This is a genomic window from Cellulomonas persica (assembly GCF_007989825.1).
Lineage (GTDB): Bacteria > Actinomycetota > Actinomycetes > Actinomycetales > Cellulomonadaceae > Cellulomonas > Cellulomonas persica.
Genome location: NZ_BJUA01000009.1, coordinates 148,307 through 169,806, shown reverse-complemented (window position 1 = coordinate 169,806; position 21,500 = coordinate 148,307). Strand labels below are relative to the sequence as shown.

General features: G+C 73.7%; 23 protein-coding genes, 2 tRNA genes and 1 other RNA gene. 10 read left to right on the top strand and 16 right to left on the bottom strand.

The features are described 5' to 3' along the window. Positions 1-372 precede the first annotated feature (372 nt). Positions 373-449: transfer RNA gene (locus CPE01_RS10825), tRNA-Pro, on the top strand. Between the two features lie 85 nt (positions 450-534). Further along, a complete protein-coding gene (locus CPE01_RS10820; protein WP_146806651.1) occupies positions 535-810 on the top strand; it encodes a hypothetical protein in 276 nt (91 codons plus the stop codon). Between the two features lie 97 nt (positions 811-907). Here CPE01_RS10820 and CPE01_RS10815 read toward each other — a convergent pair whose 3' ends face one another. The 11 genes from CPE01_RS10815 to CPE01_RS10770 form a co-directional block, all read right to left on the bottom strand. After that, a complete protein-coding gene (locus tag CPE01_RS10815) occupies positions 908-1,828 on the bottom strand; it encodes a DUF4097 family beta strand repeat-containing protein (protein WP_146806650.1) in 921 nt (306 codons plus the stop codon). After that, entirely contained in the window at positions 1,825-2,487 is a 663-nt protein-coding gene (locus CPE01_RS10810; protein WP_146806649.1) for a response regulator transcription factor, read from the bottom strand. The genes CPE01_RS10815 and CPE01_RS10810 overlap by 4 nt, the downstream gene beginning before the upstream one ends. Next, on the bottom strand, positions 2,475-3,887 hold the full coding sequence (locus tag CPE01_RS10805) for a sensor histidine kinase (RefSeq protein WP_146806648.1): 1,413 nt from the start codon (positions 3,885-3,887) through the stop codon (positions 2,475-2,477). The genes CPE01_RS10810 and CPE01_RS10805 overlap by 13 nt, the downstream gene beginning before the upstream one ends. Positions 3,888-4,055: 168 nt before the next feature. Beyond that, entirely contained in the window at positions 4,056-5,108 is a 1,053-nt protein-coding gene (locus CPE01_RS10800; protein ID WP_146806647.1) for an aspartate-semialdehyde dehydrogenase, read from the bottom strand. Then, the gene (locus CPE01_RS10795; protein ID WP_146806646.1) at positions 5,105-6,376 is read right to left on the bottom strand and encodes an aspartate kinase; all 1,272 of its coding nucleotides are present in this window, start codon (positions 6,374-6,376) and stop codon (positions 5,105-5,107) included. Before CPE01_RS10795 ends, CPE01_RS10800 begins: the two co-directional genes overlap by 4 nt. Positions 6,377-6,521: 145 nt before the next feature. Then, positions 6,522-6,992, bottom strand: a complete 471-nt coding sequence (locus CPE01_RS10790) for a DUF4395 domain-containing protein (RefSeq protein WP_146806645.1) — start codon at positions 6,990-6,992, stop codon at positions 6,522-6,524. Positions 6,993-7,097: 105 nt separating this feature from the next. Further along, positions 7,098-7,583, bottom strand: a complete 486-nt coding sequence (locus CPE01_RS10785; RefSeq protein WP_146806644.1) for a TlpA family protein disulfide reductase — start codon at positions 7,581-7,583, stop codon at positions 7,098-7,100. A gap of 108 nt (positions 7,584-7,691) precedes the next feature. Beyond that, on the bottom strand, positions 7,692-8,951 hold the full coding sequence (locus CPE01_RS10780; RefSeq protein ID WP_146806643.1) for a hypothetical protein: 1,260 nt from the start codon (positions 8,949-8,951) through the stop codon (positions 7,692-7,694). Next, the gene (locus CPE01_RS16455; RefSeq protein WP_186811505.1) at positions 8,944-9,597 is read right to left on the bottom strand and encodes an ATP-binding cassette domain-containing protein; all 654 of its coding nucleotides are present in this window, start codon (positions 9,595-9,597) and stop codon (positions 8,944-8,946) included. Before CPE01_RS16455 ends, CPE01_RS10780 begins: the two co-directional genes overlap by 8 nt. After that, positions 9,594-10,541, bottom strand: coding sequence for a hypothetical protein (locus CPE01_RS16450; RefSeq protein ID WP_186811504.1), 948 nt, complete (start codon positions 10,539-10,541; stop codon positions 9,594-9,596). Before CPE01_RS16450 ends, CPE01_RS16455 begins: the two co-directional genes overlap by 4 nt. 88 nt (positions 10,542-10,629) lie before the next feature. Continuing rightward, complete coding sequence (locus CPE01_RS10770) at positions 10,630-11,139, bottom strand: hypothetical protein (protein WP_186811503.1); 510 nt, start codon at positions 11,137-11,139, stop codon at positions 10,630-10,632. Positions 11,140-11,423: 284 nt separating this feature from the next. On the opposite strand from CPE01_RS10770, the gene CPE01_RS10765 reads away from it, so the two are divergent. Both CPE01_RS10765 and CPE01_RS10760 read left to right on the top strand, forming a co-directional pair. Next, a complete protein-coding gene (locus CPE01_RS10765; protein WP_146806641.1) occupies positions 11,424-12,428 on the top strand; it encodes an ABC transporter ATP-binding protein in 1,005 nt (334 codons plus the stop codon). Beyond that, positions 12,425-13,540: an ABC transporter permease gene (locus CPE01_RS10760; RefSeq protein ID WP_246783872.1), complete on the top strand. Its 1,116-nt coding sequence runs from the start codon at positions 12,425-12,427 to the stop codon at positions 13,538-13,540. The genes CPE01_RS10765 and CPE01_RS10760 overlap by 4 nt, the downstream gene beginning before the upstream one ends. Before the next feature lie 64 nt (positions 13,541-13,604). Here the strand turns inward: CPE01_RS10760 and CPE01_RS10755 are convergent, their stop codons facing one another. From CPE01_RS10755 to CPE01_RS10740, 4 genes are all read right to left on the bottom strand, one after another. Continuing rightward, complete coding sequence (locus tag CPE01_RS10755; RefSeq protein ID WP_146806640.1) at positions 13,605-14,186, bottom strand: DUF5063 domain-containing protein; 582 nt, start codon at positions 14,184-14,186, stop codon at positions 13,605-13,607. 125 nt (positions 14,187-14,311) lie between these two features. Then, positions 14,312-14,911, bottom strand: coding sequence for a recombination mediator RecR (gene recR, locus CPE01_RS10750; RefSeq protein ID WP_146806639.1), 600 nt, complete (start codon positions 14,909-14,911; stop codon positions 14,312-14,314). A gap of 55 nt (positions 14,912-14,966) precedes the next feature. Continuing rightward, positions 14,967-17,897 (bottom strand): DNA polymerase III subunit gamma and tau, encoded by a 2,931-nt coding sequence (locus CPE01_RS10745; RefSeq protein WP_146806638.1) that lies wholly within the window; start codon positions 17,895-17,897, stop codon positions 14,967-14,969. Positions 17,898-17,965: 68 nt separating this feature from the next. Continuing rightward, positions 17,966-18,628, bottom strand: coding sequence for a LysE family transporter (locus CPE01_RS10740; protein WP_146806637.1), 663 nt, complete (start codon positions 18,626-18,628; stop codon positions 17,966-17,968). Positions 18,629-18,760: 132 nt separating this feature from the next. Between CPE01_RS10740 and CPE01_RS10735 the strand changes: the two genes are divergently transcribed. Together CPE01_RS10735 and CPE01_RS10730 are read left to right on the top strand one after the other, a co-directional pair. Then, entirely contained in the window at positions 18,761-19,189 is a 429-nt protein-coding gene (locus CPE01_RS10735) for an Lrp/AsnC family transcriptional regulator (protein WP_146806636.1), read from the top strand. Position 19,190: 1 nt separating this feature from the next. Then, complete coding sequence (locus CPE01_RS10730) at positions 19,191-19,862, top strand: GNAT family N-acetyltransferase (protein WP_146806635.1); 672 nt, start codon at positions 19,191-19,193, stop codon at positions 19,860-19,862. 33 nt (positions 19,863-19,895) lie between these two features. Here the strand turns inward: CPE01_RS10730 and ffs are convergent. Further along, positions 19,896-19,992, bottom strand: an RNA gene (ffs, locus tag CPE01_RS10725) — signal recognition particle sRNA small type. Between the two features lie 141 nt (positions 19,993-20,133). Between ffs and CPE01_RS10720 the strand changes: the two genes are divergently transcribed. The 4 genes from CPE01_RS10720 (at position 20,134) to CPE01_RS10705 (ending at position 21,479) form a co-directional block, all read left to right on the top strand. Then, positions 20,134-20,218, top strand: a tRNA-Ser gene (locus CPE01_RS10720). A 30-nt stretch (positions 20,219-20,248) separates the two neighbouring features. Next, positions 20,249-20,566 (top strand): matrixin family metalloprotease, encoded by a 318-nt coding sequence (locus CPE01_RS17035; protein ID WP_146806634.1) that lies wholly within the window; start codon positions 20,249-20,251, stop codon positions 20,564-20,566. Continuing rightward, entirely contained in the window at positions 20,563-20,988 is a 426-nt protein-coding gene (locus CPE01_RS10710) for a hypothetical protein (RefSeq protein WP_146806633.1), read from the top strand. The genes CPE01_RS17035 and CPE01_RS10710 overlap by 4 nt, the downstream gene beginning before the upstream one ends. Continuing rightward, positions 20,967-21,479 (top strand): mycothiol transferase, encoded by a 513-nt coding sequence (locus CPE01_RS10705; protein ID WP_146806632.1) that lies wholly within the window; start codon positions 20,967-20,969, stop codon positions 21,477-21,479. The genes CPE01_RS10710 and CPE01_RS10705 overlap by 22 nt, the downstream gene beginning before the upstream one ends. Positions 21,480-21,500 lie beyond the last annotated feature (21 nt).

Genomic DNA, 21,500 nt, shown 5'->3' with positions numbered 1-21,500 from the left:
CGCGATAGATCCATCGCGAGCGCGGCAGATCCGTCGCGAGCGCTGGCGCTCCGGGCGCGCGCTCGCACCCGATCTACCGCGCTCGCGTCCTCACCGCGCACCCGCACGCACCCACCCGCTCGCCGGGGCGCGCCAGGTCACGTGCGCGAGCGCGGTCGAACCACCCCGAGCGCGGCAAGTCCATCGCGAGCGCGGTAGATGCGTCGCGAGCGCCGGCGGTCCGGGCGCGCGCTCGCGTGCGATCTACCGCGCTCGCGGGGTGGTGGGCGCCTGTGCGGAGAAGGGCGGGGCGCGGGTGGGTCGGTGTGGGGTTCGGCACGCGGCATGGATTTCGGAGATGCGGGACGTGTCGGGTAGTCTGAGCAGGCTTCACGGGGTGTGGCGCAGCTTGGTAGCGCGCTTCGTTCGGGACGAAGAGGTCGTGGGTTCAAATCCCGCCACCCCGACCAGCGCAGAGCCCGGGCCGACGAGTCAGTCGGCCCGGGCTCTCGCATTTCCGCCCTCGCACCAACTGCGCTCTCGTACGCTGGCCGCATGAGTGCGATGACACAGCCGATGCACGGCAGCGAGGGGCGCGGACGCCGCCTCGCCCGGGCGGTCGCGGTGCTGACCGGCCTGCTCGGGGTCGGCGAGCTCATCCGGTGGGGCAACCGTTGGTACGTCTCGACCCAGTATCCCGACGACGCCACCTACTCGGCGACGCTTGAGGTCGGTGCGCACCAGGCGCTCGTGACCGCGCTCGTCCTCCTGCTCGTCGCGGCCGGTGCCGCGGTGATCGGCTGGCGCCTGCGCGTCACACGCGCTCGCTGACGACGCACCGCCCAGGGGTGGGACGAGGGCCCCGGCCGGACGGATCCGGTCGGGGCCCTCGTCGTCAGTGGGCGCGCCCCTCCGCGCGCCCAGGTCCTCAGCCGCGCGGCGGGAGGTAGGAGACCGAGCCGTTCGACGAGCGGATGGTCACGCGCACCGTCGCGGCGGGGTCGGTCGGCGCCTCGACGTTCCGGCCGCCGTTCGACGTGTCGATGTCGAGCGCCACGGGCTCGCCCGTGCCGTACACCCGCACGTCGCCGTTGCTCGAGGTGGCGGTGATGTCGCTGCGGGCGTTCGCGACCTCGACGCGACCGTTGCTCGAACGTGCGACCACGTCGCCCGCGACGTCCTCGACCTCGACGTGGCCGTTGCTCGACCTCGCCTCGACGGACGCGGCGCCCCGGACGGTCACGGACCCGTCGCTCGTGGTCGCCAGCACCGCGCCGGCGGCGTCGACGACGACCACGTCGCCGTTGCTGGACCGGGCGATCACGTCGCCCCCGAGGTCTCGGGCGTCGACCTTGCCGTCGCTCGTCCTCAGGTCGACGTCGCCCACGATCCCCGCGACGCGGACGTCGCCGGACGAGCTCCGCACGACGAGCTGCGTGCCGGCCGGCAGCGTCACGTCGAGCGACGTGTCGCACGTGAACACCCAGCTCATGCTGCAGCGGTAGGAGACGACGAGGCGGTCGTCGGTCAGCGTGGTCGAGTAGCGCGGCTCGGAGAAGGCGAAGCGCGCCTCACGGTCGACGTGCACCTCGTCGGACCCGGGCGGTGCCGCGGCCACGGCGACCCGGCCGTCGGCGACGAGCTCGACGACGTCTCGTGCTTCGTGCGTCGCCTCGTCGGTGGTCTTCTCACGGGCGATGAGGCTCGCGACGCTGAGCGACGACCAGATGGCGAGGACGACGCCGATGCTGCCGCCGACCCACGCGAGCGCCCGCCCGCCGGGTGACAGCGGCGGTCGCCGCGTGGGAACCGGCGGGGTGCCGGTGGGCTGGTCCAGGACGGTGGTCATGACTCTCCGTTCGGTCGGTGCTCGAGCCAGCGCAGGACGGCCAGCACGCGACGGTGGTCGTCGGAGTCGGGCGGGAGCCCGAGCTTCGTGAGGATCGAGGTGACGTGCTTCTCCACGGCCGGCAGCCCGATGAACAGGCGCTCGGCGATCGCGGAGTTGGAGCGGCCTTCGGCGACGAGCGCCATGACCTCGTGCTCCCGCGGGGTGAGCAGCTCGAGCCCGGTGCGGGTCGCGCGCGCCATGATCTGCGCGACCACCTCGGGGTCGATGACGGTCCCGCCCGACGCGACGCGGTTGATCGCGTCGAGCAGCTCGTCGACGTCCGTGACGCGGTCCTTGAGCACGTAGCCGAGACCGCGCACGTCCCCCGCGAACAGCTCGCGGGCGTAGCGCTGCTCGACGTACTGCGAGAGCACGAGCACCGGGAGCCGGGGGTGCAGGCTGCGCAGGTGGATCGCGGCGCGCAGGCCCTCGTCGGTGTGCGACGGCGGCATGCGCACGTCCGTCACGAGGAGGTCCGGCACCGTGGCGTCGGGACCGAGGTGCGCGACGAGCTCGTCGGCGGTGCGGTAGCCGACCACCTCGTGCCCCTCGTCGGTCAGCAGCCGCGTCAGGCCGTCCAGCAGGAGGACCGAGTCCTCGGCGATCACGATGCGCACGGGATCTCCACGGTGAGGGTCGTGCCGGCCCCGGCGGGGCTGGCGAGGTCGAACGTGCCGTCGAGCGCCGCGACCCGGCTGCGCAGGCCGTCGAGCCCGCTGCCCGGCGTCGCCACGGCACCGCCGCGCCCGTCGTCGTGCACGACGAGCCGCAGGCGACCGGCGGTGCAGGCCACGTCGACGCTCGCTCTCGTCGCCGACGCGTGCTTGGCGACGTTGGTCAGCGCCTCGGCGACGACGAAGTACGCGGCGGCCTGGGCGGACGAGCCGCACGCTCGCAACGTGTCGTCGTCGGGCGTCCGGACGGTCACGGGGACGGTGCTGCGCGACGCGAGCGCGCTCAGCGCGGCGTCGAGGCCGCGGTCGGTGAGGACGGCGGGGTGGATGCCGCGGACCAGGTCACGCAGCTCGGCCAGGGTCTCCTGGACCTCGCGGTGCGCGCGGTCGAGCGCGTCCGCGGCGGCCTGCGGGTCGGTCGCGGTGCGGCGCTTGGCGGCGCCGAGCTCCACGCCCAGCGCCACGAGGCGCTGCTGCGCACCGTCGTGCAGGTCGCGCTCGATCCGTCGGCGCTCCTCGTCGGCGGCCCCCACGACGAGGCTGCGCGTCTGCTCGACGTGCGCCGCACGCACCTCGGCGCGCGCCCGGGCCTCGTCGGCCACGGCGACCTGCAGCTGCGTGCGCGAGCACCCGAGCATGCCCCGGGCCATGCGCACCTGCAGCAGCGTGCCGGACTGCGCGACGAGCGCCGCGAGCCACATGCACGCGAGGCCGCCGATGACCAGCCCGAGCCACAGCAGACCGCGCGGCCAGCCGAGGTACTCCTCGAGCACCGGCCCGGTGCCGTACACCGGGGAGAAGATCGCCGCGAGCCCGCCGCCGGCGAGCGTCAAGGTCACGCCGAACGTGAGCGGCGCCGTGAGCGTCGAGAGTGCGGCGTAGCCGGTGGCGGCCCAGGCGCGGCTGTCGCGCAGCGGCGCGAAGAACCGCGACCACCAGCCCGGCCCGCCGCGGCGCGGCTCGGCCGGCAGGATCCGCAGGCCGGTCTGCACGCCGATGCGGGCGAGCTCGACGCGGGCGAACCAGCGGGCTACGACGAGGCCGAGCACCAGCATCGGCAGTCCGATGCCGAACGCGAACACCAGTCCGGCGCTCGTCGAGACCCAGACGATGGCGAGGATGCCGAAGAAGAGCAGCCACGGCCACCCGATCACCACCTGGGCGAGCGCCCGGCCGGACGCCTCGGATACCGGGGCGAGCGCGAGCTCGCGCCCGCCGAGGAGCGCGGGGGCGACGGCCGCCATGTCGTCGGTGGTCGGCGGATGGGCCTGCCCGAGGGTGGGCCGGTCCGCCTCGGGGGCGATCGGTCGGGGCACCGGCTCCGGCGCGAGCTGTGAGGTCATGCCACGAAGTTAGGCCGTCGCCGCTGGTCATCGACATCCCGCCCACCCCCGAACCTGGAGTAGGGAGAACCCGACCACCCGCTCGGCCCGCCCCCATGACGCGCCAGCGGTCGCCCCGGCTCCCGTGACGGGGGCGGAGCGACCGCTGGGTCGCGATGGGGGGTCGGGTCAGGCGCGCGCCGGCAGACGGGCGGCGAGGAGCTCGGCGATCTGGACCGCGTTGAGCGCCGCACCCTTGCGCAGGTTGTCGTTGCTGATGAACAGCGCGAGGCCGCGGCCCTCGGGCGCACCCTCGTCGGCCCGGATACGACCGACGAGCGACGGGTCCGCACCGGCGGCCTTGAGCGGCGTCGGGACGTCCTCGAGTTGGACGCCGGGCGCGTCGGCGAGCAGCTCACGCGCGCGCTCGGGCGACAGCGGCCGTTCGAACTCCACGTTGACCGACAGCGAGTGACCGGTGAACACCGGGACGCGCACGCACGTGCCGGACACCAGCAGGTCCGGGATCGACAGGATCTTGCGCGACTCGTGCCGCAGCTTCTGCTCCTCGTCGGTCTCGTTCAGGCCGTCGTCGACGATCGAGCCCGCGAGCGGGACGACGTCGAACGCGATCGGCGCGACGTACTTGACCGGGTCCGGGAAGGTGACCGCGGAGCCGTCGTGCACGAGCGCGAGCGTGTCCTGCTCCACAGCCGCGCGGATCTGCGAGTCGAGCTCCTGCGCACCGGCCAGGCCCGAGCCGGAGACGGCCTGGTAGGTCGAGACGACGAGGCGGCGCAGGCCGGCCTCCTCGTGCAGCGGTCGCAGCACGGGCATCGCGGCCATCGTCGTGCAGTTCGGGTTCGCGACGATGCCGAGCGGTATCTCGTCGAGCGCGTCGGGGTTGACCTCGGACACGACGAGCGGGACCTGCGGGTCACGGCGCCACGCGGAGGAGTTGTCGACGACGATCGCGCCCGCCGCGGCGAAGCGCGGGGCGTGCTCCTTGGACGTCGAGCCGCCGGCCGAGAACAGCGCGACGTCGATACCCGACAGGTCGGCGGTCGCCACGTCCTCGACCACGACCTCCTGGTCGCGCCACGGCAGCGTGCGCCCGGCCGAGCGGGCCGAGGCGAAGTAGCGGATCGACGCGACGGGGAAGTCGCGCTCGTCGAGGAGGCGGCGCATGACCGCCCCGACCTGCCCGGTCGCGCCGACGACGGCGACGTTCAGCCCGCTCATCGTCCGGTACCCCCGTACACCACGGCCTCCTCCTGGTCGGCGTCGAGCTCGAACGCCGTGTGGACCGCACGCACCGCGTCGTCCAGCTCGTCGGCCCGCGTCACCACGGACAGGCGGATCTCGGAGGTCGAGATCATCTCGATGTTGATGCCCGCGTCGGCGAGCGCCGCGAACAGCTTCGCGGAGACGCCCGGGTGCGACTTCATGCCCGCGCCGACGAGCGAGAGCTTGCCGATCGAGTCGTCGAACTGCAGCGACTGGTAGCCGATGTCCGGCTGACGCTCCGTCAGCGCGCTCAGCGCCGCGGTGCCGTCGAGGGCGGGCAGGGTGAAGGAGATGTCCGTCAGACCCGTCGCGGCGGCCGACACGTTCTGCACGATCATGTCGATGTTCACGCCGGCGTCGCCGACGACCTGGAAGATCCGCGCGGCCTTGCCGGGGACGTCCGGCACGCCGACGACGGTGATCTTGGCCTCCGAGCGGTCGTGCGCGACGCCCGCGATGATCGGCTGCTCCACGGTGGGGTCCTCGTTCTTCTCGTTGGTGACCAGCGTGCCCGTGCGGTGGGAGAACGACGAGCGGACGTGGATGGGGACGGAGTAGCGCCGGCCGTACTCGACGCAGCGCAGCATGAGCACCTTGGCGCCCGACGCGGCGAGCTCGAGCATCTCGTCGTAGGAGACGCGGTCGAGCTTGCGGGCGGTCGGGACGATGCGCGGGTCGGCGGTGAACACGCCGTCGACGTCGGTGTAGATCTCGCAGACGTCGGCGCCCAGGCCGGCCGCGAGCGCGACCGCCGTGGTGTCCGAGCCGCCGCGACCCAGCGTCGTCACGTCGTTCGTCGACTCCGTGACGCCCTGGAACCCGGCGACGATCGCGACCTGGCCCTTCTCGACGGTCTCGCGCACGCGCGTCGGGACGACGTCGACGATGCGGGCCTTGCCGTGCACGGCGTCGGTGATGACGCCGGCCTGCTGGCCCGTGAAGGACTTGGCCTTCACGCCGAGCCCGTTGATCGCCATCGCCAGCAGCGACATGGAGATGCGCTCACCCGCCGTGAGGAGGATGTCCATCTCCCGCTGGGGAGGAAGGGGCGAGACCTGCTTCGCGAGGTCCAGGAGGTCGTCGGTCGTGTCCCCCATGGCCGAGACGACGACCACGACGTCGTCACCTGCCCGCTTCGCCGCGGCGATGCGCTTGGCCACCCGCTTGATGCTCTCGGCGTCCGCTACCGACGAACCGCCGTACTTCTGCACGACAAGTGCCACGTGCTGCTCCATCTGTCGCCGGTCGCCGTCTGTCTCAACGGCCCGCCGGGTCCTCTTGGTCGCACGGATGGTAGGCACGCCCGCGGTGCGGACGCCAGCGGTTTCAGGATGCGGGCACGACGACGTGCGGTCCCGCCGGCCGCCGTCAGGCCGAGCGGGTGCGCAGGCGGACGCCCAGCAGGTACATCTCGCACCCGAGGCACAGCCCGAAGACCGCGTTGAGGAACGCGGCGACCAGCGCGAACGCCGCAGCCAGCGGCACGGCCCACGTGACGCCCAGCAGCCCGCCGACGACGCCGAGCGTCGTGATGACCAGGCCGACGAGCTGCGCGAACTTCGGCGGGCGCGGGTCCTCGAGCTCGCTCGGCGGCGCGAGGCGCGGACGCACGAGCGTGCGGAACAGCCAGCCCTGCCACGTCGCGCCCGTGCCGCCGACGGCACCGAGCGCGAAGCTCGCGGCGACCACGGCGAGCAGGATCGTCGCCGCGGACCCGCCGAGCAGCAGCACGACGACAAGCAGGACGGCGGTGACGCCGGCACCGAACCGGGGACCGCGCGGGTCGATGTCCGCGGGCGCGTTCGGCGTGGTGGCGTTCGGGGTCTCGGAGAGGGTCATGGGGACTCCTGGGGTGGGAGGGATCGTCGACCGGGGGAGGTCAGGGCGAGCGCGACCCGTCCGGGTCGGCTGGGGGAGGGCCGGCGGGTGCGCGGCCGGTGCGGCTCAGCGAGCCGGTGCCACGTCCGGACAGGACTCGAGCGCGGTGAGCGCCTGGCGGCGGTCCGTCCCGCCGGTCATCCGTCCGACGACCACACCGTCGTGGTCGAGCACGAGCGTCGTCGGCGTCCGCAGCACGGAGAACCGCCGCACGAGATCCAGGCGGTCCGCGGCGTCGATCTCGACGTGCACGACACCCGGGTGCTCCGACGCCAGGGCACCCAGCACTCGCCGGGTGCTGACGCACGCCGCGCAGACCTCGCTCGAGAGCTGCACGAACGTCGCGCGTCGTCCGAGCGGCGCCACCAGGTCGGCGCTGGTCAGGATCTCGCGCGCCGGCGTCGTCACGGCACCCGCATCGGCGGCTGCGCCGCGCCCCAGCGGCGCCGCGGTGGGCTCTGCCGCCCGGAACCGGCCGCTGCGCGTCTGCCACCACCAGCCGAGGAGAGCGGCGACGACGAGGAGCGCGCACACGAGCACGACCTTCGACATGACGCCCTCCCGGTTCCGGGGGCCACGTTAACCCGAGCGATGCGGTCCGGGTAATGGGTGTCTCACATCCCGCACAGCCCGAGGTGCGCTACCGCGCGCGCGGCCGCCTCAGTCGAACTGACGATCCAGCTTGAGCAGGGCGAGCACCGGACGGTTGACGTGCCGGGGCACCTGGACCAGCGACACGACAGCGAAGAGGGCGCCCGCGAGCAGGAGCACGAGGCCGAGGTCGACCGCCAGCAGCCACGGCCTGCCCGAGTACTGCGCGATCGCCGCCGCGACCGCGAGCACGGCCGCGGGCACGGTCGCCTGAGCGACCACCGACGCCAGCCGGATCCGGTAGACGCGCCGGACGCGCGCCGCGGGGTAGCCGATGTGCTGCAGGATCCCCATGTCACGATGCGCGAGGTTGAGGTACGACTGCAGATTCGTGAACGTCAGGACCAGGCACAGCGCGAGGGCAGCAGCCATGAGCCCCAGACCCACGGCGCGGCCACCCGAGATGCTTCCCGCGAGGTCGTCGAACGCCCGCAGCGTGTAGGACGTGCTGTAGCCCGCCCGTTCGAGTGCGCGTCCCACCCGGTCCACGTCGCTGAGGTCGTCCACGTGCACGTAGACCGCCGCGACAGCCTCGAAGCCGTACGGGTTCGCACCACCGTCGTGCTGGTCCCGGAAGGTCTGCCAGTCGACACCGTCGCCCACGACGGCGACCAGCCTGGCGAACGTCGCCTCGTCGACGAAGAGCCGAGCAGGATCGACCGTCTCGAACACCGCGACGGGTGCACCGGGGGCCAGGGGCTCGATGTCGAGCCGGACCTGCTCGAGCCGGTCGCTCGACATGCCGCCGTCCTCGCCGTGCACGACCGGGACGTCGAGCTGCGCACCGGAGAGCGCGGCGGTACCGCCCACCGCCACACCGTCGGGCAGCGACTGCCGGGCGAGCAGCCCGGCGCCACCGGAGGACAGTCCGTCGACGAAGTACGTCATGCCGTCCGACGCGGTGAGGCCGAACGGGATGCGGTACCGGCCCACGGCCTGGGTCGCACCGCTCGCCGCGTCGCTCGCCACCTGTGCGACACGGTCGACGTCCGCGAAGCGCAGCGCCCCGGTCCCCGTCGCGACCTGGCCCGTGCGGAAGGTCGCCGCGATGTAGTGCACGTTCCGGTTCGCGGTGAAGTTGTCGACCACCGAGCCGAGCTGCTGCTGCAGCTGCGTCAGCATCGCCACCACGAGCACGAGCGTGCCCCCCAGCGCGACCGAGGCGTACCGGAGGTGCTTCGAGGCCCTGCCCGTCACCAGCCGTGAGACGGCGCGGTCGTCGACCGGCTCGTCGGGGCCGACGACGGCCACTGCGGTGGCCTCAGGCATGGGTCAGCTCTCCGTCCTCGAGCACGAGTCGCTCGACGTCTCCGATCTCGTCGGCCAACCGCTCGTCGTGGCTGACGACCACGCACGTGACGTGCGCGAACACCTCGGCGAGGAGCGTGGCCACGTGGCGCCTGGTGTGCGGGTCGAGCGATGCCGTCGGCTCATCGAGCAGCACCAGGTCAGGTGTGCCCGCGAGCACCGTCGCCAGCTGCACACGCTGACGCTCCCCGCCTGAGAGCACCGCGACGCGTTCGTCGCCACGTCGCGTCATCCCCACCGCCTCCAGGCAGTGGTCGACCGTGCTCCTGACCTCCCCGCCGGGTGCGTGGAGGCCTGCGCGCAGGAGGACGTTCTCGCGTGCGGTGAGCCCGGAGAAGAGGATGTCGTCCTGGAACAGGTAGCCCACCTGCTCCGGGACGCGGATCGTCCCTCCGTCAGGGCGCACGTAGCCGGCGAGCAGGTTGAGCAGGGTGGTCTTGCCGGCCCCGCTGCGGCCGGAGACGACGTACGTGACACCCGCCTCGAACTCGAACGTCACGCCGTCGAGCACCCGCACCGCTCCCCAGCGCTTCGTCACGGCGTCGAGCGCCGCGCCGGATGCCGCCGCCCGGTCCCGGTGGACGTCACTCGTCGCGTTCGCCGTCACGCGCCCTCCTTCGTGAGGTCGATGTCCTGCACGCCGTGGCGCGTGTACGCGACCAGCGTCCCGGACTCGAACGAGAAGCCGACGACGCTCGGCGCGCGGCCGAGCTCCTCGCCCGTGGCCGCGTCGCTCACCGAGAGCACGAGATCGGCGCCCTCGGTGGTGATCTGCGCCAGGACCGCGGGGTCGTCGTAGAACCAGCACAGGCTCGCGCAGCGGTAGTCGCGGGGGCCGCCCACGATCGTCGTCCCGTCCGAGACGAGCAGGTGGCCGCCGAACGCGTACAGCTCCCCCGAGCCGAGCCCGCCGCGCTCGAGGGTCGGCGCCGCCCCCGGGTCGTCGGCGGGCAGGCTGAACACCGTGTGCACGTCCTTGGCCGGGTCGTAGACGGAGTAGAAGAGCTGGTCGCCGATGAGGACGCCCTTGTCGACGAGCTCGCTCGGCCCGGCGAAGCTGGCGTACGTCTGCCACGACCCGTCGCCCTCCAGCCGGACGATCCGCCGACCGGACTCCACACCGGGCCGGCTGTAGGAGTACACGACGAAGAACGAGCGCACGCCGTCGGTCGCGAGCGGGAAGACCGCCTCGTCGGAGCCCACCGTGGCGACCGTCCGCACGCTGGTGCGACCGACCTCGAGCACCGCGAACCCCAGCGCGCTCGAGCTCCCGGCCGTGTAGAGCGGGCTGGGCGTGCCGAACGCGTAGTAGAAGAAGTCCTCCCCGCTGCTCGTGGCGACGACCTCGCCCGCCTGGGGGTCGTACGACGTGAGCTGCTGCTCCCACGGGGCGTACACGTAGATCTCGGCGCCCGCACGTGGCGGCACCGTGACCACCTGCGGGGTGGCTCCCTCGTGCCCGGTGGCCGAGGCGCACGAGGCGACGAGCGACGTGCCGACGAGTGCGGCGCACAGAGCGCGCACCTTCGACACCTTCATGGACGTGGGCATAGAGCGGGTCTCCCCCTGCAGCGCCGCCCGAGGCACAGGTGCACCCCGGGCGGCGGCCGTGGTCAGGTCACGTGCGATCGCGTGGTCGTCAGACCGACGCGGTGACCTCCTTGGGCTGCGCGTACCCCTTGGTGTACACGCGTGCGACGTTCTTGCCCCAGATCGAGTTCGACTGGTAGTACTTCGACGGCGCCGCGACGGCGGTCGACCGCCAGCTCGACGACTTCGCCCCGTTGGTGTTCGTCCAGTACGCCGTCACGTCTCCGCACGTCCAGCTCGATCCGGCACCGACGGTGAACCCGTCGACCGAGACGCCGATCGTGAACGACGCGCTGTTCTGCATGCACGCGCCCAGAGTCCACTTCGTGCGGATCGACGTCACCGTCTGCGCTCCGCTGTAGACAGCCGAGACCTGGTAGTCCCAGCGGTACGTGTTCCCGCTCGACGACAACGACCCACGCCAGATGTTCGACGTGATGGTCCCTCCGCCAGGGACACTGGCCGAGTTGTCGTCACTCACCGCCTGAGCCGACAGCCCCGTCCCGAGCACGAGCCCGAGCGACACGACGCCGACACTGATCAGTCTCTTCACCCTCACGATCACTCCGATCACTCACGATGGATCCGGAATTCCCCCCTGCGCGCGAGCAGCGACCACACCTCGGGCGATCGGCCTGGTCGGCGTGGCACTCGTGAACGTAGCGCCGCCCGCGGTCGGCCCGCAGGCGTTTCGCCCGTCGCCGGCCCCCGGGACCTGCGACACGCCGCGCACACGGCGCGACACGCACGGGCGGGTGTCCCCCTGAGGTCGACGCCGCGGGCGAGGCATGTCCACCCTCGGGACGACTCGGCGGCGACCGCTGCGGCTCTAGCGTCGGCGCCATGACCGACACCACCGCGGCGCCGGCGCCGCCGCCCGCCTCCGCACCACCGCCGCCGGGCATCGTCGTGCGCAACCTGAAGCGCTCGTTCGGCGCGGTGCACGCGCTCGACGGCGTGAGCCTGACGGCGCGCTCGGGAGCCGTCACGGCGCTCGTCGGCCCGAACGGGTCCGGCAAGACCACGCTCCTGCTGGTGCTCGCGGGTCTGCTCGTCCCGGACTCGGGCGAGGTGCAGGTCGCGGGGTTCGACCCCGTGGTCGAGGGGCCGTCGGCGCGGGCGCGGACCGGCTGGATGCCCGACGCGTTCGGCACGTGGGACTCGCTCACGGCGCGCGAGGTGCTGCAGACGTTCGCGGCGGCGTACCGGATCGACCCGGCGCGCGCGCGTGCCCGGGCGACGGAGCTGCTCGAGACCGTGCACCTGACCGAGTACGCGGACCGTCCCGCCTCGGTGCTGTCCCGCGGGCAGAAGCAGCGGCTCGGCCTCGCCCGTGCGCTCGTCCACGACCCGCAGGTGCTGCTGCTCGACGAGCCGGCCTCGGGGCTGGACCCGCGTTCGCGCGTGGACCTGCGCATCCTGCTGCGACGGCTCGCGGAGGAGGGCCGCACGGTCCTCGTGTCGAGCCACATCCTGTCCGAGCTCGAGGAGATGGCCGACGACGTCGTGTTCGTCTCGCGCGGTCGCGCGGCAGGTGCGAGCGAGCTCGGCGGTGCGGGCCTCGCGGCGACGGACCGTTCCACGTGGCACGTGCGCGCGCTGTCCTACGCCGCGCTCACCGGGTGGCTCACGTCCGTGGGTGCGTCCTGGCAGCCGGACGACGAGCAGGACCCGCACACCCCGCCGCGCGAGCAGCCGGGTGGCGTGCTGCTGACGATCGAGGGCGACGAGGGAGCGGCGCGACTCGTGCGCGACGCGGTGGCCGCGGGCGTCCCGCTGGTCTCGCTGTCCCCCGCGTCCGGTGCGCTGGAGCGCGCCTACCTGGCACTCGAGGAGGAGCGGCGATGACGCAGATGATCGAGGTCCCCGCGCCCGACGGCGCCACCGCACCGCCCACGGTCAAGGTCCGCGGCCGGTGGGCGCTCTCGTGGCACGGCGTGCGCACCGTCGCCGCGCTCGAGCTGCGTCAGCGCGTGCGCTCGACGCGCTGGGTCGTCGCGCTCGTCGTCTGGACCGTGGTGGTCGGCGCGATCACCCTGCTGCTGTTCGGCGCGACGCGTCGGATCTTCGACTTCGACGACGTGACCGCCGACCGCAGCCAGTCCGGGCCCCTGCTGTTCGCCGCGGTGACGTTCCTGGTGCTCGGGCTCGGGCTGCTCGTCACGCCGACGCTCAGCTCGACGTCCGTGAACGGCGACCGCAACGCCGGGACCCTCGCGACGCTGCAGGTCACGCTCCTGACCTCCGCCGAGATCGCCCTCGGCAAGCTGCTCGCCGCATGGGCGGCGGCGTGCGCGTTCCTGGTGCTGAGCCTGCCGTTCCTCGCACTCGCGACCGGCGCCGGCCCGACGCCGTGGTGGTCGCTGCTGCGCGTGGTGGCGATCATCGCGGTGCTGCTGGTCGCGGTCTGCGCGATCGGGCTCGGGATGTCCGCGCTGGTCTCCCGCAGCGCGGGCTCGACCGTGCTCACGTTCATCGTCGTCGCGGCGGTCACGTTCATCGCGCCGTTGCTCTTCGGCCTGACGTACCAGTCGGTCTCGTCGTACCAGGAGGTGCGGGTCTACGGGATGCCGTCGTCGTGGAACGGCGAGGACGAGGTGCAGTGCGTGTGGACGCAGGAGGAGCGCTGGGTCGCGAACACCCAGTCCACGTGGTGGCTGCTCGCGGTCAACCCGTTCGTGATCGTCGCGGACGGCGCCGGCACGAACGCCGACGACGACGGCACCGACCCGTTGCGCGGGATGCGTGACGTGGTGCGCGAGGTGCGCGCCGGGGCCAGCGGCCAGGTCGACGAGTGCTGGGCCGACAGCTCGGAGTTCGAGGCGGTGCGCAGCGAGCACGCGGTGTGGCCGTGGGGCCTGGGGTTCAACGTGCTGCTCGGTGCGATCGGGTACGTCGTCGCGGTCCGGCGCCTGTCGATCCCGCAACGCACACTGCCACGCGGCACACGCGTCGCCTGACGCACCGACGGTCGAGCCGTCGAGCCCGGTCCCGGATACCCGGGGCCGGGCTCGGTCGTCTGGGTCAGGGCTGCAGCGCGTCGTACTCCGCTTCGGTCGCGACGTCGTCGTCCACGTCCAGGCGCAGGTGCGCCAGGATCACCTGGAGCGTGCGCAGCGTGCTCGACGCGCGCTCACCCCAGTCGGACAGGTACGAGAACTGCCACCACCACAGGGCCTCGAGCACGCCGCCGCGCTCGTGGTGCCGCAGACCCTGGGCCAGCGCGCCCGCGATCGAGACGAGGTCGCCCGACACCGTCGCCGGGCCCACCTCCGCACCGAGGAGCGGGTCGATCACCTCGGCGTACTCGTCGATCCCCTCGAACGAGTTCGCCAGGCCCGCACGCAGCGGCTCGACGTCCGGGTCCGGGCCGACGTCCGGCTCGAACCGCTCCGCGGGCACCACGTCCGTGATCGCGCCGAGCCGGGCGCCCTCCGCGAGCAGGTCCGAGACCGCGAGCAGCAGCAGGGGCAGCGCCGCCTCCGGGTTCGCGCCCGCGGCGACCTCCGTCACCGTGGTCAGGTACGCGCGCGACTGTTCCGCCATCGAGTCGGCGATCGAGCGCAGGTCGTCGTCGGGCGGGCGGGCTGCCGGGTTGCGTGCCATGGTCCTATCGTCCGCGACCGGGGAGCCCGTGTCACCCGAGACCCGCCCGCGGACGACGAACGTCCGGATGCCGGTCCCGGCAGACACGGCCCGCCGGGCTCCGCGAGCTGCCGCAGCCGTGCGTGTCAGGCCGACAGGCGGCGACGACCCTCGAACGCGCGGCCGAGCGTGACCTCGTCGGCGTACTCCAGGTCCCCGCCGACGGGCAGCCCCGACGCGAGCCGGCTCACCGTCAGGCCCATCGGCAGCAGGAGCCGCGCGAGGTAGGTCGCCGTGGCCTCGCCCTCGACGTTCGGGTCCGTGGCGAGGATGACCTCGGTGACGGCACCGTCCGCCAGGCGGCGCATGAGCTGGGCGATGCGCAGGTCGTCCGGGCCGACGCCCGCGATCGGGTTGATCGCCCCGCCGAGCACGTGGTATCTGCCTCGGAACTCCCGCGTGCGCTCGATCGCGACGACGTCCTTGGCCTCCTCGACCACGCACAGGACGTTCGGGGAGCGCCGCGGGTCACGGCAGATCCGGCACTCCTCCTCCTGCGCGACGTTGCCGCAGGTGTCGCAGAACCGCACGCGCGCCTTGACCTCGATCAGCGCGTCGGCGAGGCGGCGCACATCGGCCGGGTCCGCCGCGAGCAGGTGGAAGGCGATGCGCTGCGCGCTCTTGGGACCGACGCCGGGCAGCCGCCCGAGCTCGTCGATCAGGTCCTGGACCGCGCCCTCGTACACGCGCTCAGCCTACGTGCAACCGGGTGCTCCTCCGCTGCGGGACCGACGGTCGTCCTCAGCGACCGTCGTCGACCTGCTCGTCGATGACGGTCCCGCCGAGGATCTGCGCGACGAGCGGCGCGCCGACGAGTCCCGAGGAGGCCATGTCCGGGTCGTCGGGCGACGCGTCGAGGTACGGGTCGACGGGCGCGGCGGGCGCTGCCGCTCGCGGCGCCGGCGTGCTGCGTCGTGGGGCAGCGGCGGCCAGGCGCTGGGCTCGCGCGACGGCCGACTCGGCCGCGGCGCTGAGCTCGCGTGCCGGTCGTCCAGGCGCACTCGCGCGCGCGTCGGCCGGACGTGCCTCCGGGCGGGGGGCCGGACGACCGTTCGCAGGCACGTCCCACGACGCCGCGGCGTCCTCGGGCGAGATCACGCCCGGAACGGTGTGGGCGGGCCGGGGCGCGGGCCCCTGCGTCGCGGCGGGGCCAGGCGCCTCGGGGCGAGCAGCGGTGCGGGTGGCCGTCGCGGGCGCCGGGGCCTCGGGCTCCCGGGGGGCCGACGCCCACGGGTCGTCGGGCTCCTCGGGCGGCTCCCAGTCGGAGTGCACGGACGACGAGACCCGGGGCGCCGCAGCGGGAGCGTCCGCCGCCGATGCGGCCGACGCGGCACCGGCCGGAGCATCGGCGGTCGGAGCAGTCGGAGCCGAGGCGCCGGTGCTGGGCGTATCGCCCGCGGACGCAGCGGGTCGGCCGGCTCGGTGGCCCTCCTCGTCGTCGCCCTCGGCGGCCGGCGAGGCGGCGTCGGGGCGAGGACGCGACGCGCGACCGCTCGGCTGGCTGCCCTGGGCCGCGCGGGGAGCGTGCTGGCCGCCCGCGGCGGGCGCGCTGGCGGCGCGCGGATCCCCGCTCGTCGCCTCGACCCGCACCTGGAAGCCGAGCGTCTCGTGCACGGCGCGCGACACGACGTCCGCGTGCGGGCCGTTGCGGAACGCGTTCGCGAGCTCGGGGGTGGTGAACGCCAGGCGCAGCGTCGTCGCGTCGAGCTCGGCCACCTGAGCGTTGTTGGGGTCGACGAGCGCGCCCGTGACGCGGCGCAGCGACCGGACCGTGTCGAGGACCTCGGGCCACCGGCGCCGCAGCGTCTCGGTCTCGGAGTGCGCCGCGGCGGGGACGGCGACGAACGGCGCCTCCGCGTCGGCCGGGGCGTCGCTCGCGGCATCCGACACCGGGGCGGACTCGTCCTCGTCGGCACGTCCGGGCGCCGCTGCCGCGGCCGAGGGCTGCTCGTCCACCGGCTCGGGCCGCGCCGGCCCGTCGGCTGCCTCGCCGGCGGCGGGCGCGCGCAGGGGCTCACCGGCGGCCGGGACCTCGGCCGTCGGACCCTCGCCAGGCGTCAGGGCGACCTCGGGCCACGCCGCCTCGGCCGGTGCCGACGGCGTCGAACCGGAGGATGCGGGTGCGTCGTCCGCGGGCGCGGGTGCACCGGCCTCCTCGACGACGTCGTGCGTCTGCGGTGCGGACGAGGCCGCTGCTGGCGGCTCGGGCGACGTGGCGGGGATCGGGCCGGGCGTCGGGGTGTTCGGGACCACGGCCAGCTTCGGCGGCGAGGTCGGGCCGGCCGGCTCGGGCTCCTGGGGCCGCGACTCGGACGGTCCTGCCGAGGCCGCAGGCCCCGCTCCCGTCATCTGTGCCGCGCGGTGAGCCGCGAGTGCTGCGCGGGCGGAGTCGGCACCGCGCACGCCCGTCGGCAGCAGGACGGGCTCCGCCGGCCCGACCTCGTCGTGCGACGCAGGGGCGGACGAGGCGGGCCGGGCCGTGGGCGTGGGCGTGGCACCCGCGGGCAGCCCGCGCTCGAGCCGGTCGAGGCGTGCCGCGAGGCCGACGCGCTCGTCGTCCGCGGCAGGAAGCAGCAGGCGGGCCATGAGGAGCTCGAGGTGCAGGCGCGGCGAGGTCGCGCCCGTCATCTCGGTCAGCGCGGCGTTCGCGAGGTCCGCGGAGCGCGACAGCTCGGCCGAGCCCAGGCGCGCCGCCTGCACGCGCATCGTGGCGAGCTGGTCGGCGGGCAGGCCGCGCAGCGCGGCGCCGGCGGCCTCACCCGCGGCGTCGATGACGATGAGGTCACGCAGCCGCTCGAGCAGGTCCTCGACGAACCGGCGCGGCTCGTGGCCCGTCGCGATCACGCGCTCGACCACGCGGAACGCGGAGCCGCCGTCGCCCGCGGCGATCGCGTCGACGAGGTCGTCGAGCAGCGACGCCTGCGTGTAGCCGAGCAGCGCGGCGGCGCCCTCGTACTCGATCCCGGACGCGTCGGAACCGGCGATCAGCTGGTCGAGCACGGACAACGTGTCCCGCACGGACCCGCCGCCGGCGCGCACGACGAGCGGCAGCACGCCGCCACCCACGGGGACGCGCTCGCGCTCGCACAGCTCCTCGAGGTACGGCAGCAGCACGTCCGGCGGGACCAGGCGGAACGGGTAGTGGTGCGTGCGCGAGCGGATGGTGCCGATGACCTTGTCGGGCTCGGTCGTCGCGAACACGAACTTCACGTGCGGCGGCGGCTCCTCGACGATCTTGAGCAGGGCGTTGAAGCCCTGGTTCGAGACCATGTGCGCCTCGTCGAGGATGAAGATCTTGAACCGGTCACGCGCGGGGGCGAACGTGGCGCGCTCCCGCAGCTCACGCGCGTCGTCGACGCCACCGTGGCTCGCCGCGTCGATCTCGACCACGTCCAGGCTCCCCGGGCCCCCACGCGACAGCTCGACGCACGACGGGCACTGCCCGCACGGGGTGTCGGTGGGGCTGGCCTCGGTGTTCTGGGCGCAGTTGAGGATGCGCGCGAGGATGCGCGCGCTCGTCGTCTTGCCACACCCACGCGGCCCGGAGAACAGGTACGCGTGGTTCACCTGACCGCTCCGCAGCGCCTGCCGCAGGGGCGCCGTGACGTGGTCCTGACCGATCACCTCGGCGAACGTCTCCGGCCGGTAGCGGCGGTACAGCGCTGTGGTCACCCCCGAACCCTAGACGCCCGCGCTGACAGTGGTGGACCGTCGTGCACACCGGTCGGGACCCGCGCAGGTCAGGCGACGGCCACCCACGCGGCGAGCAGCACGACGAGCCCCGAGCCGACCGGCGCGGACCAGTGCTGCCAGCGCGCGCCGAGCCGTCCACCCGCCCACGCGCCCGCGAGCCCGAGCACGCACTGCCACGCGAGCGAGGCCGTCCCGGCGCCCAGCGCGAACGCCACGAGCGCCCCCGGCCCGGCGACCAGCCGCCCCGCCAGGCCGACGGCCACGGTCGCGAAGATCAGCGCGGTCGCCGGGTTGAGCAGCGTGATGACGACGAACCGCGCCCAGACCCGCGCCGCGCGCACCGTGCCGTCGCCGGCCTCGTCGGACGCGGCCGCCCCCGGACCCGGCCCGACGCCCGCCGACCGTCCCCGCCACCACCGCGCCAGCCCGACGAGCCCCACGACGGCGAGCACCACCGCACCACCCACCCGCAGCCACGTCTCCCACCCGTCCAGCGCGCGGCTGACCTGCGCGCCGAGCAGCACCGCGACCATCGCGTAGGTGAGGTCGACGCTCGCCACACCGGCCGCGGCGGCGAGCCCCGCGCGGCGCCCGCGCACGAGCCCCTCGCGCACGATCAGCACCGCGACGGGGCCGACGGGAACCGCGACCGAGAGACCTGCGACGACGCCGAGCGCGGCGGCGGACAGGACGGGGGAGGCGTCGAGCATGCGGGCATGGTCGCCCACCCGGAGACATCACCGCAGGTCACAGCGACTGTCTGCACCGTCACACTGTGACAATCGCCGTCCGGGGGGCACTTCACGGCGAGAAACGCGCAGCCGACTGCGAGAATCGTCGTCATGGATGCGATCGACGATGCCATTCTCCGTGAGCTGACTGCTGAAGGACGCCTCCCCTACCGCGAGCTCGGCGCCCGCGTCGGGCTCTCCGCGAACGCCGCCGCCGCGCGCGTCCGCCTCCTCATGGCCGAGGGCGTGATCGCCGGCTTCACCGTGGTCCGCGGCACCAACGCCGAACCGACGCCCGCCGGGCTCGAGGTGTTCATCGAGGTGCGCCTCGCGGAGCGCACGACGAACGAGGCCTTCACCGCCGCGCTCGCGCAGAGCTTCCCGCAGGTCCGCGACGCCGTGCACGTCACCGGTTCTTACGACTACCTGCTGCACGCGTTCGTCAGCGACCCCGCGTCGCTCGACTCCCTGGTCCGCCGCCTCAAGCGCGAGGCCGGCGCCGCCCAGACCTTCACCCGCCTCGCGCTGCGCGGAGCCTGACATGCGCATCCGGACGACGACGAGCCCCGACGAGCTCGCCGTCGTCCACGCGCAGGTGCTGCGCCCGTCGTTCCCCGACGACGAGCTCGCGGACCTGCCCACGCTCGAGGCGATGCTCGCCGACGGCACGCTGCGCCTCGTCGTCGCCCACGACGACGACGGCCTGCGCGGCGCCGCGCTCGCCGAGTGGTTCCCCACGACCGGCGTCCTGCTGCTCGCCTACCTGGCCATCGCGCCCGGCCAACGGGGCGGGGGCGTCGGCAGCGTGCTCCTCGACCGCGCGATCGACGCGTGGCGCACCGAGCTCGACCCGTGGCTCGTCGTCACCGAGGTCGAGGACCCCGCCGTCCACGCAGGCTCCGAGGCCCACGGCGACCCGACCGCGCGCCTGCGGTTCTACCGTCGGCACGGCGCGCGCATCATCCCGCTGCCCTACGCGCAGCCCGCGATGCACCCCGGCGGTCCGCGCGTGCCCGGCCTGCTCCTGCTCGCGCTGTGCGCGTCAGGCGAGCGGCTCACCGGCGTGGAGAGCGACGGGACCTGGCTCCTGCCGACCGCCCCGCTGCGCGCGTTCCTCACCGAGTACTTCACGCTCTCGGAAGGCACCCCGCCCGCGGGCCCCGAGTGGGACGCGATCGTCGCGGCGCTGGAACCGCCCGCGCTGCGCGTGTAGCGGACGGCCACGACGCGCGTCGTCGTCCGGGTACGCAAGGACCCCCCGTGCACCCGCCAGAGCTCACCTGCCCTTGCTGCCTTCCGGCCCTGGGGGAGTTCAGCGAGATGACGCCGCACGAGGGGTCTGCCGCCAAGGATAGCCCAGGGCGTCCGGCGCTCCGCACCCGCCGGCGGCGAGCGCGGGCCCGACGAGCATGCGGCCAGGGCATCGGTGTTCCTCGGCTAGACTCCTACCCGCGGTCCGTCGGGTCACCCCGGCGAGCGCACCTGGAGGATTCGCCTAGTGGCCTATGGCGCACGCTTGGAAAGCGTGTTGGGTGCAAGCCCTCGGGGGTTCGAATCCCCCATCCTCCGCCGTGTGATGACGCGGGACATCGTTCATCGATGTCCCGCGTCATCGTTCATAGACGGGGCCCGGCCATTGGCCGGGCCCCGTCTCGTTGCAGCGCCCCAGGTGCCAAGCCCGTCAGCCACCGAGTCGGTCGAGGACGATGCCTTGGCGCAACGACCTCCGCCAGCGGCCGCAGCAGCAGGGATGACCTCGAAGGTGTTGCCACTCATGAGGCCGGTCACGTCTTCGGCCTGAACCACGTGGACCGGTCGTCCCTGCAGGTCATGAAGCCCTACAGCGGTAGTTGTGAGTCGGGCCAGCGCAAGCTGGGCCCAGGCGATCTGCGCGGCATGAACGCGCTGTTCCCGTGAGAGAGGAGAGCCGGACGATGATCCGTTACCGCGCTTGGGGGCTCATGGGCGTCATCGCCGGAGTCCTCGTCATGGCTGGCTGTTCGCAGTCGGAGGAGCAGTGTGCGTTGCCGACGCTCGCGCTCTCGTCGACCAGCGCTGCGGCTGGTGACAACGTGACCGTCAAGGTGGAGAACGCGTCAACGGGATGTGCCGACCAGGGTGATGCTGCGGCGTCGCCGGTGAGGTCCGTGGATGTCGTGCTCGTGGCCGACGGTCGGACCTTCGTGCTCGGGTCCGCACCGACGGACGGCGACGGGACCGCGACGCTGGAGGCTGTCGTGCCGGCTAGCTGTACTGACCCGCGGCGCGGCCGGGGCGGGCGGCCTACCGTGGAGCGCCCGACGACAGTGGAGGTGCCATGCAGGCGAAGGACGTCCTGACGGACGGGTTCGGGCGGATCGAGGACCTGGTGCGGCGTGCGATCGAGGGCGCCGACGAGGCTGCCCTGACACGACGGCTCGACCCGGACGCGAACACGCTCGCGTGGCTCGCGTGGCACATCGCGCGCGAGCAGGACGGGCAGGTCGCGCCGTTGGCCGGCACGGAGCAGGTGTGGACGTCGCGCGGGTGGTCGCAGCGGTTCGCGCTCCCGTTCGACGACTCCGCGATCGGGTACGGGCACACGTCCGACGAGGTGGCGCAGGTGGTCGCGCCCGCGGAGCTCCTGCTGGGCTACCTGGCGGACGCCACCGCGGCGTCGCTCGCGTACGTCGAGCGCCTGGCCGACGACGACCTGGACGTCGTGGTCGACGAGAGCTGGGACCCGGCCGTGACTCTCGGCGTCCGCCTGGTCAGCATCCTCGGGGACGCGTTCGAGCACGCGGGCCAGGCGGCCTACCTGCGCGGCGTGCTCGACCGGACCGCGCGCTGAGCGGCAGCCACGCGCTGGGCG

Coding starts and splice junctions, on each gene's coding strand:
- CPE01_RS16450 (WP_186811504.1), bottom strand. CDS start 10,541: ATGCCCACGTCCATGAAGGTGTCGAAGGTGCGCGCTCTGTGCGCCGCA.
- CPE01_RS10790 (WP_146806645.1), bottom strand. CDS start 6,992: ATGACCCTCTCCGAGACCCCGAACGCCACCACGCCGAACGCGCCCGCG.
- CPE01_RS10805 (WP_146806648.1), bottom strand. CDS start 3,887: ATGACCTCACAGCTCGCGCCGGAGCCGGTGCCCCGACCGATCGCCCCC.
- CPE01_RS10815 (WP_146806650.1), bottom strand. CDS start 1,828: ATGACCACCGTCCTGGACCAGCCCACCGGCACCCCGCCGGTTCCCACG.
- CPE01_RS10730 (WP_146806635.1), top strand. CDS start 19,191: ATGCGCATCCGGACGACGACGAGCCCCGACGAGCTCGCCGTCGTCCAC.
- CPE01_RS10740 (WP_146806637.1), bottom strand. CDS start 18,628: ATGCTCGACGCCTCCCCCGTCCTGTCCGCCGCCGCGCTCGGCGTCGTC.
- CPE01_RS10800 (WP_146806647.1), bottom strand. CDS start 5,108: ATGAGCGGGCTGAACGTCGCCGTCGTCGGCGCGACCGGGCAGGTCGGG.
- CPE01_RS10735 (WP_146806636.1), top strand. CDS start 18,761: ATGGATGCGATCGACGATGCCATTCTCCGTGAGCTGACTGCTGAAGGA.
- CPE01_RS10755 (WP_146806640.1), bottom strand. CDS start 14,186: ATGGCACGCAACCCGGCAGCCCGCCCGCCCGACGACGACCTGCGCTCG.
- CPE01_RS10820 (WP_146806651.1), top strand. CDS start 535: ATGAGTGCGATGACACAGCCGATGCACGGCAGCGAGGGGCGCGGACGC.
- CPE01_RS10785 (WP_146806644.1), bottom strand. CDS start 7,583: ATGTCGAAGGTCGTGCTCGTGTGCGCGCTCCTCGTCGTCGCCGCTCTC.
- CPE01_RS10780 (WP_146806643.1), bottom strand. CDS start 8,951: ATGCCTGAGGCCACCGCAGTGGCCGTCGTCGGCCCCGACGAGCCGGTC.
- CPE01_RS10765 (WP_146806641.1), top strand. CDS start 11,424: ATGACCGACACCACCGCGGCGCCGGCGCCGCCGCCCGCCTCCGCACCA.
- CPE01_RS17035 (WP_146806634.1), top strand. CDS start 20,249: ATGTCCCGCGTCATCGTTCATAGACGGGGCCCGGCCATTGGCCGGGCC.
- CPE01_RS10705 (WP_146806632.1), top strand. CDS start 20,967: ATGCAGGCGAAGGACGTCCTGACGGACGGGTTCGGGCGGATCGAGGAC.
- CPE01_RS10760 (WP_246783872.1), top strand. CDS start 12,425: ATGACGCAGATGATCGAGGTCCCCGCGCCCGACGGCGCCACCGCACCG.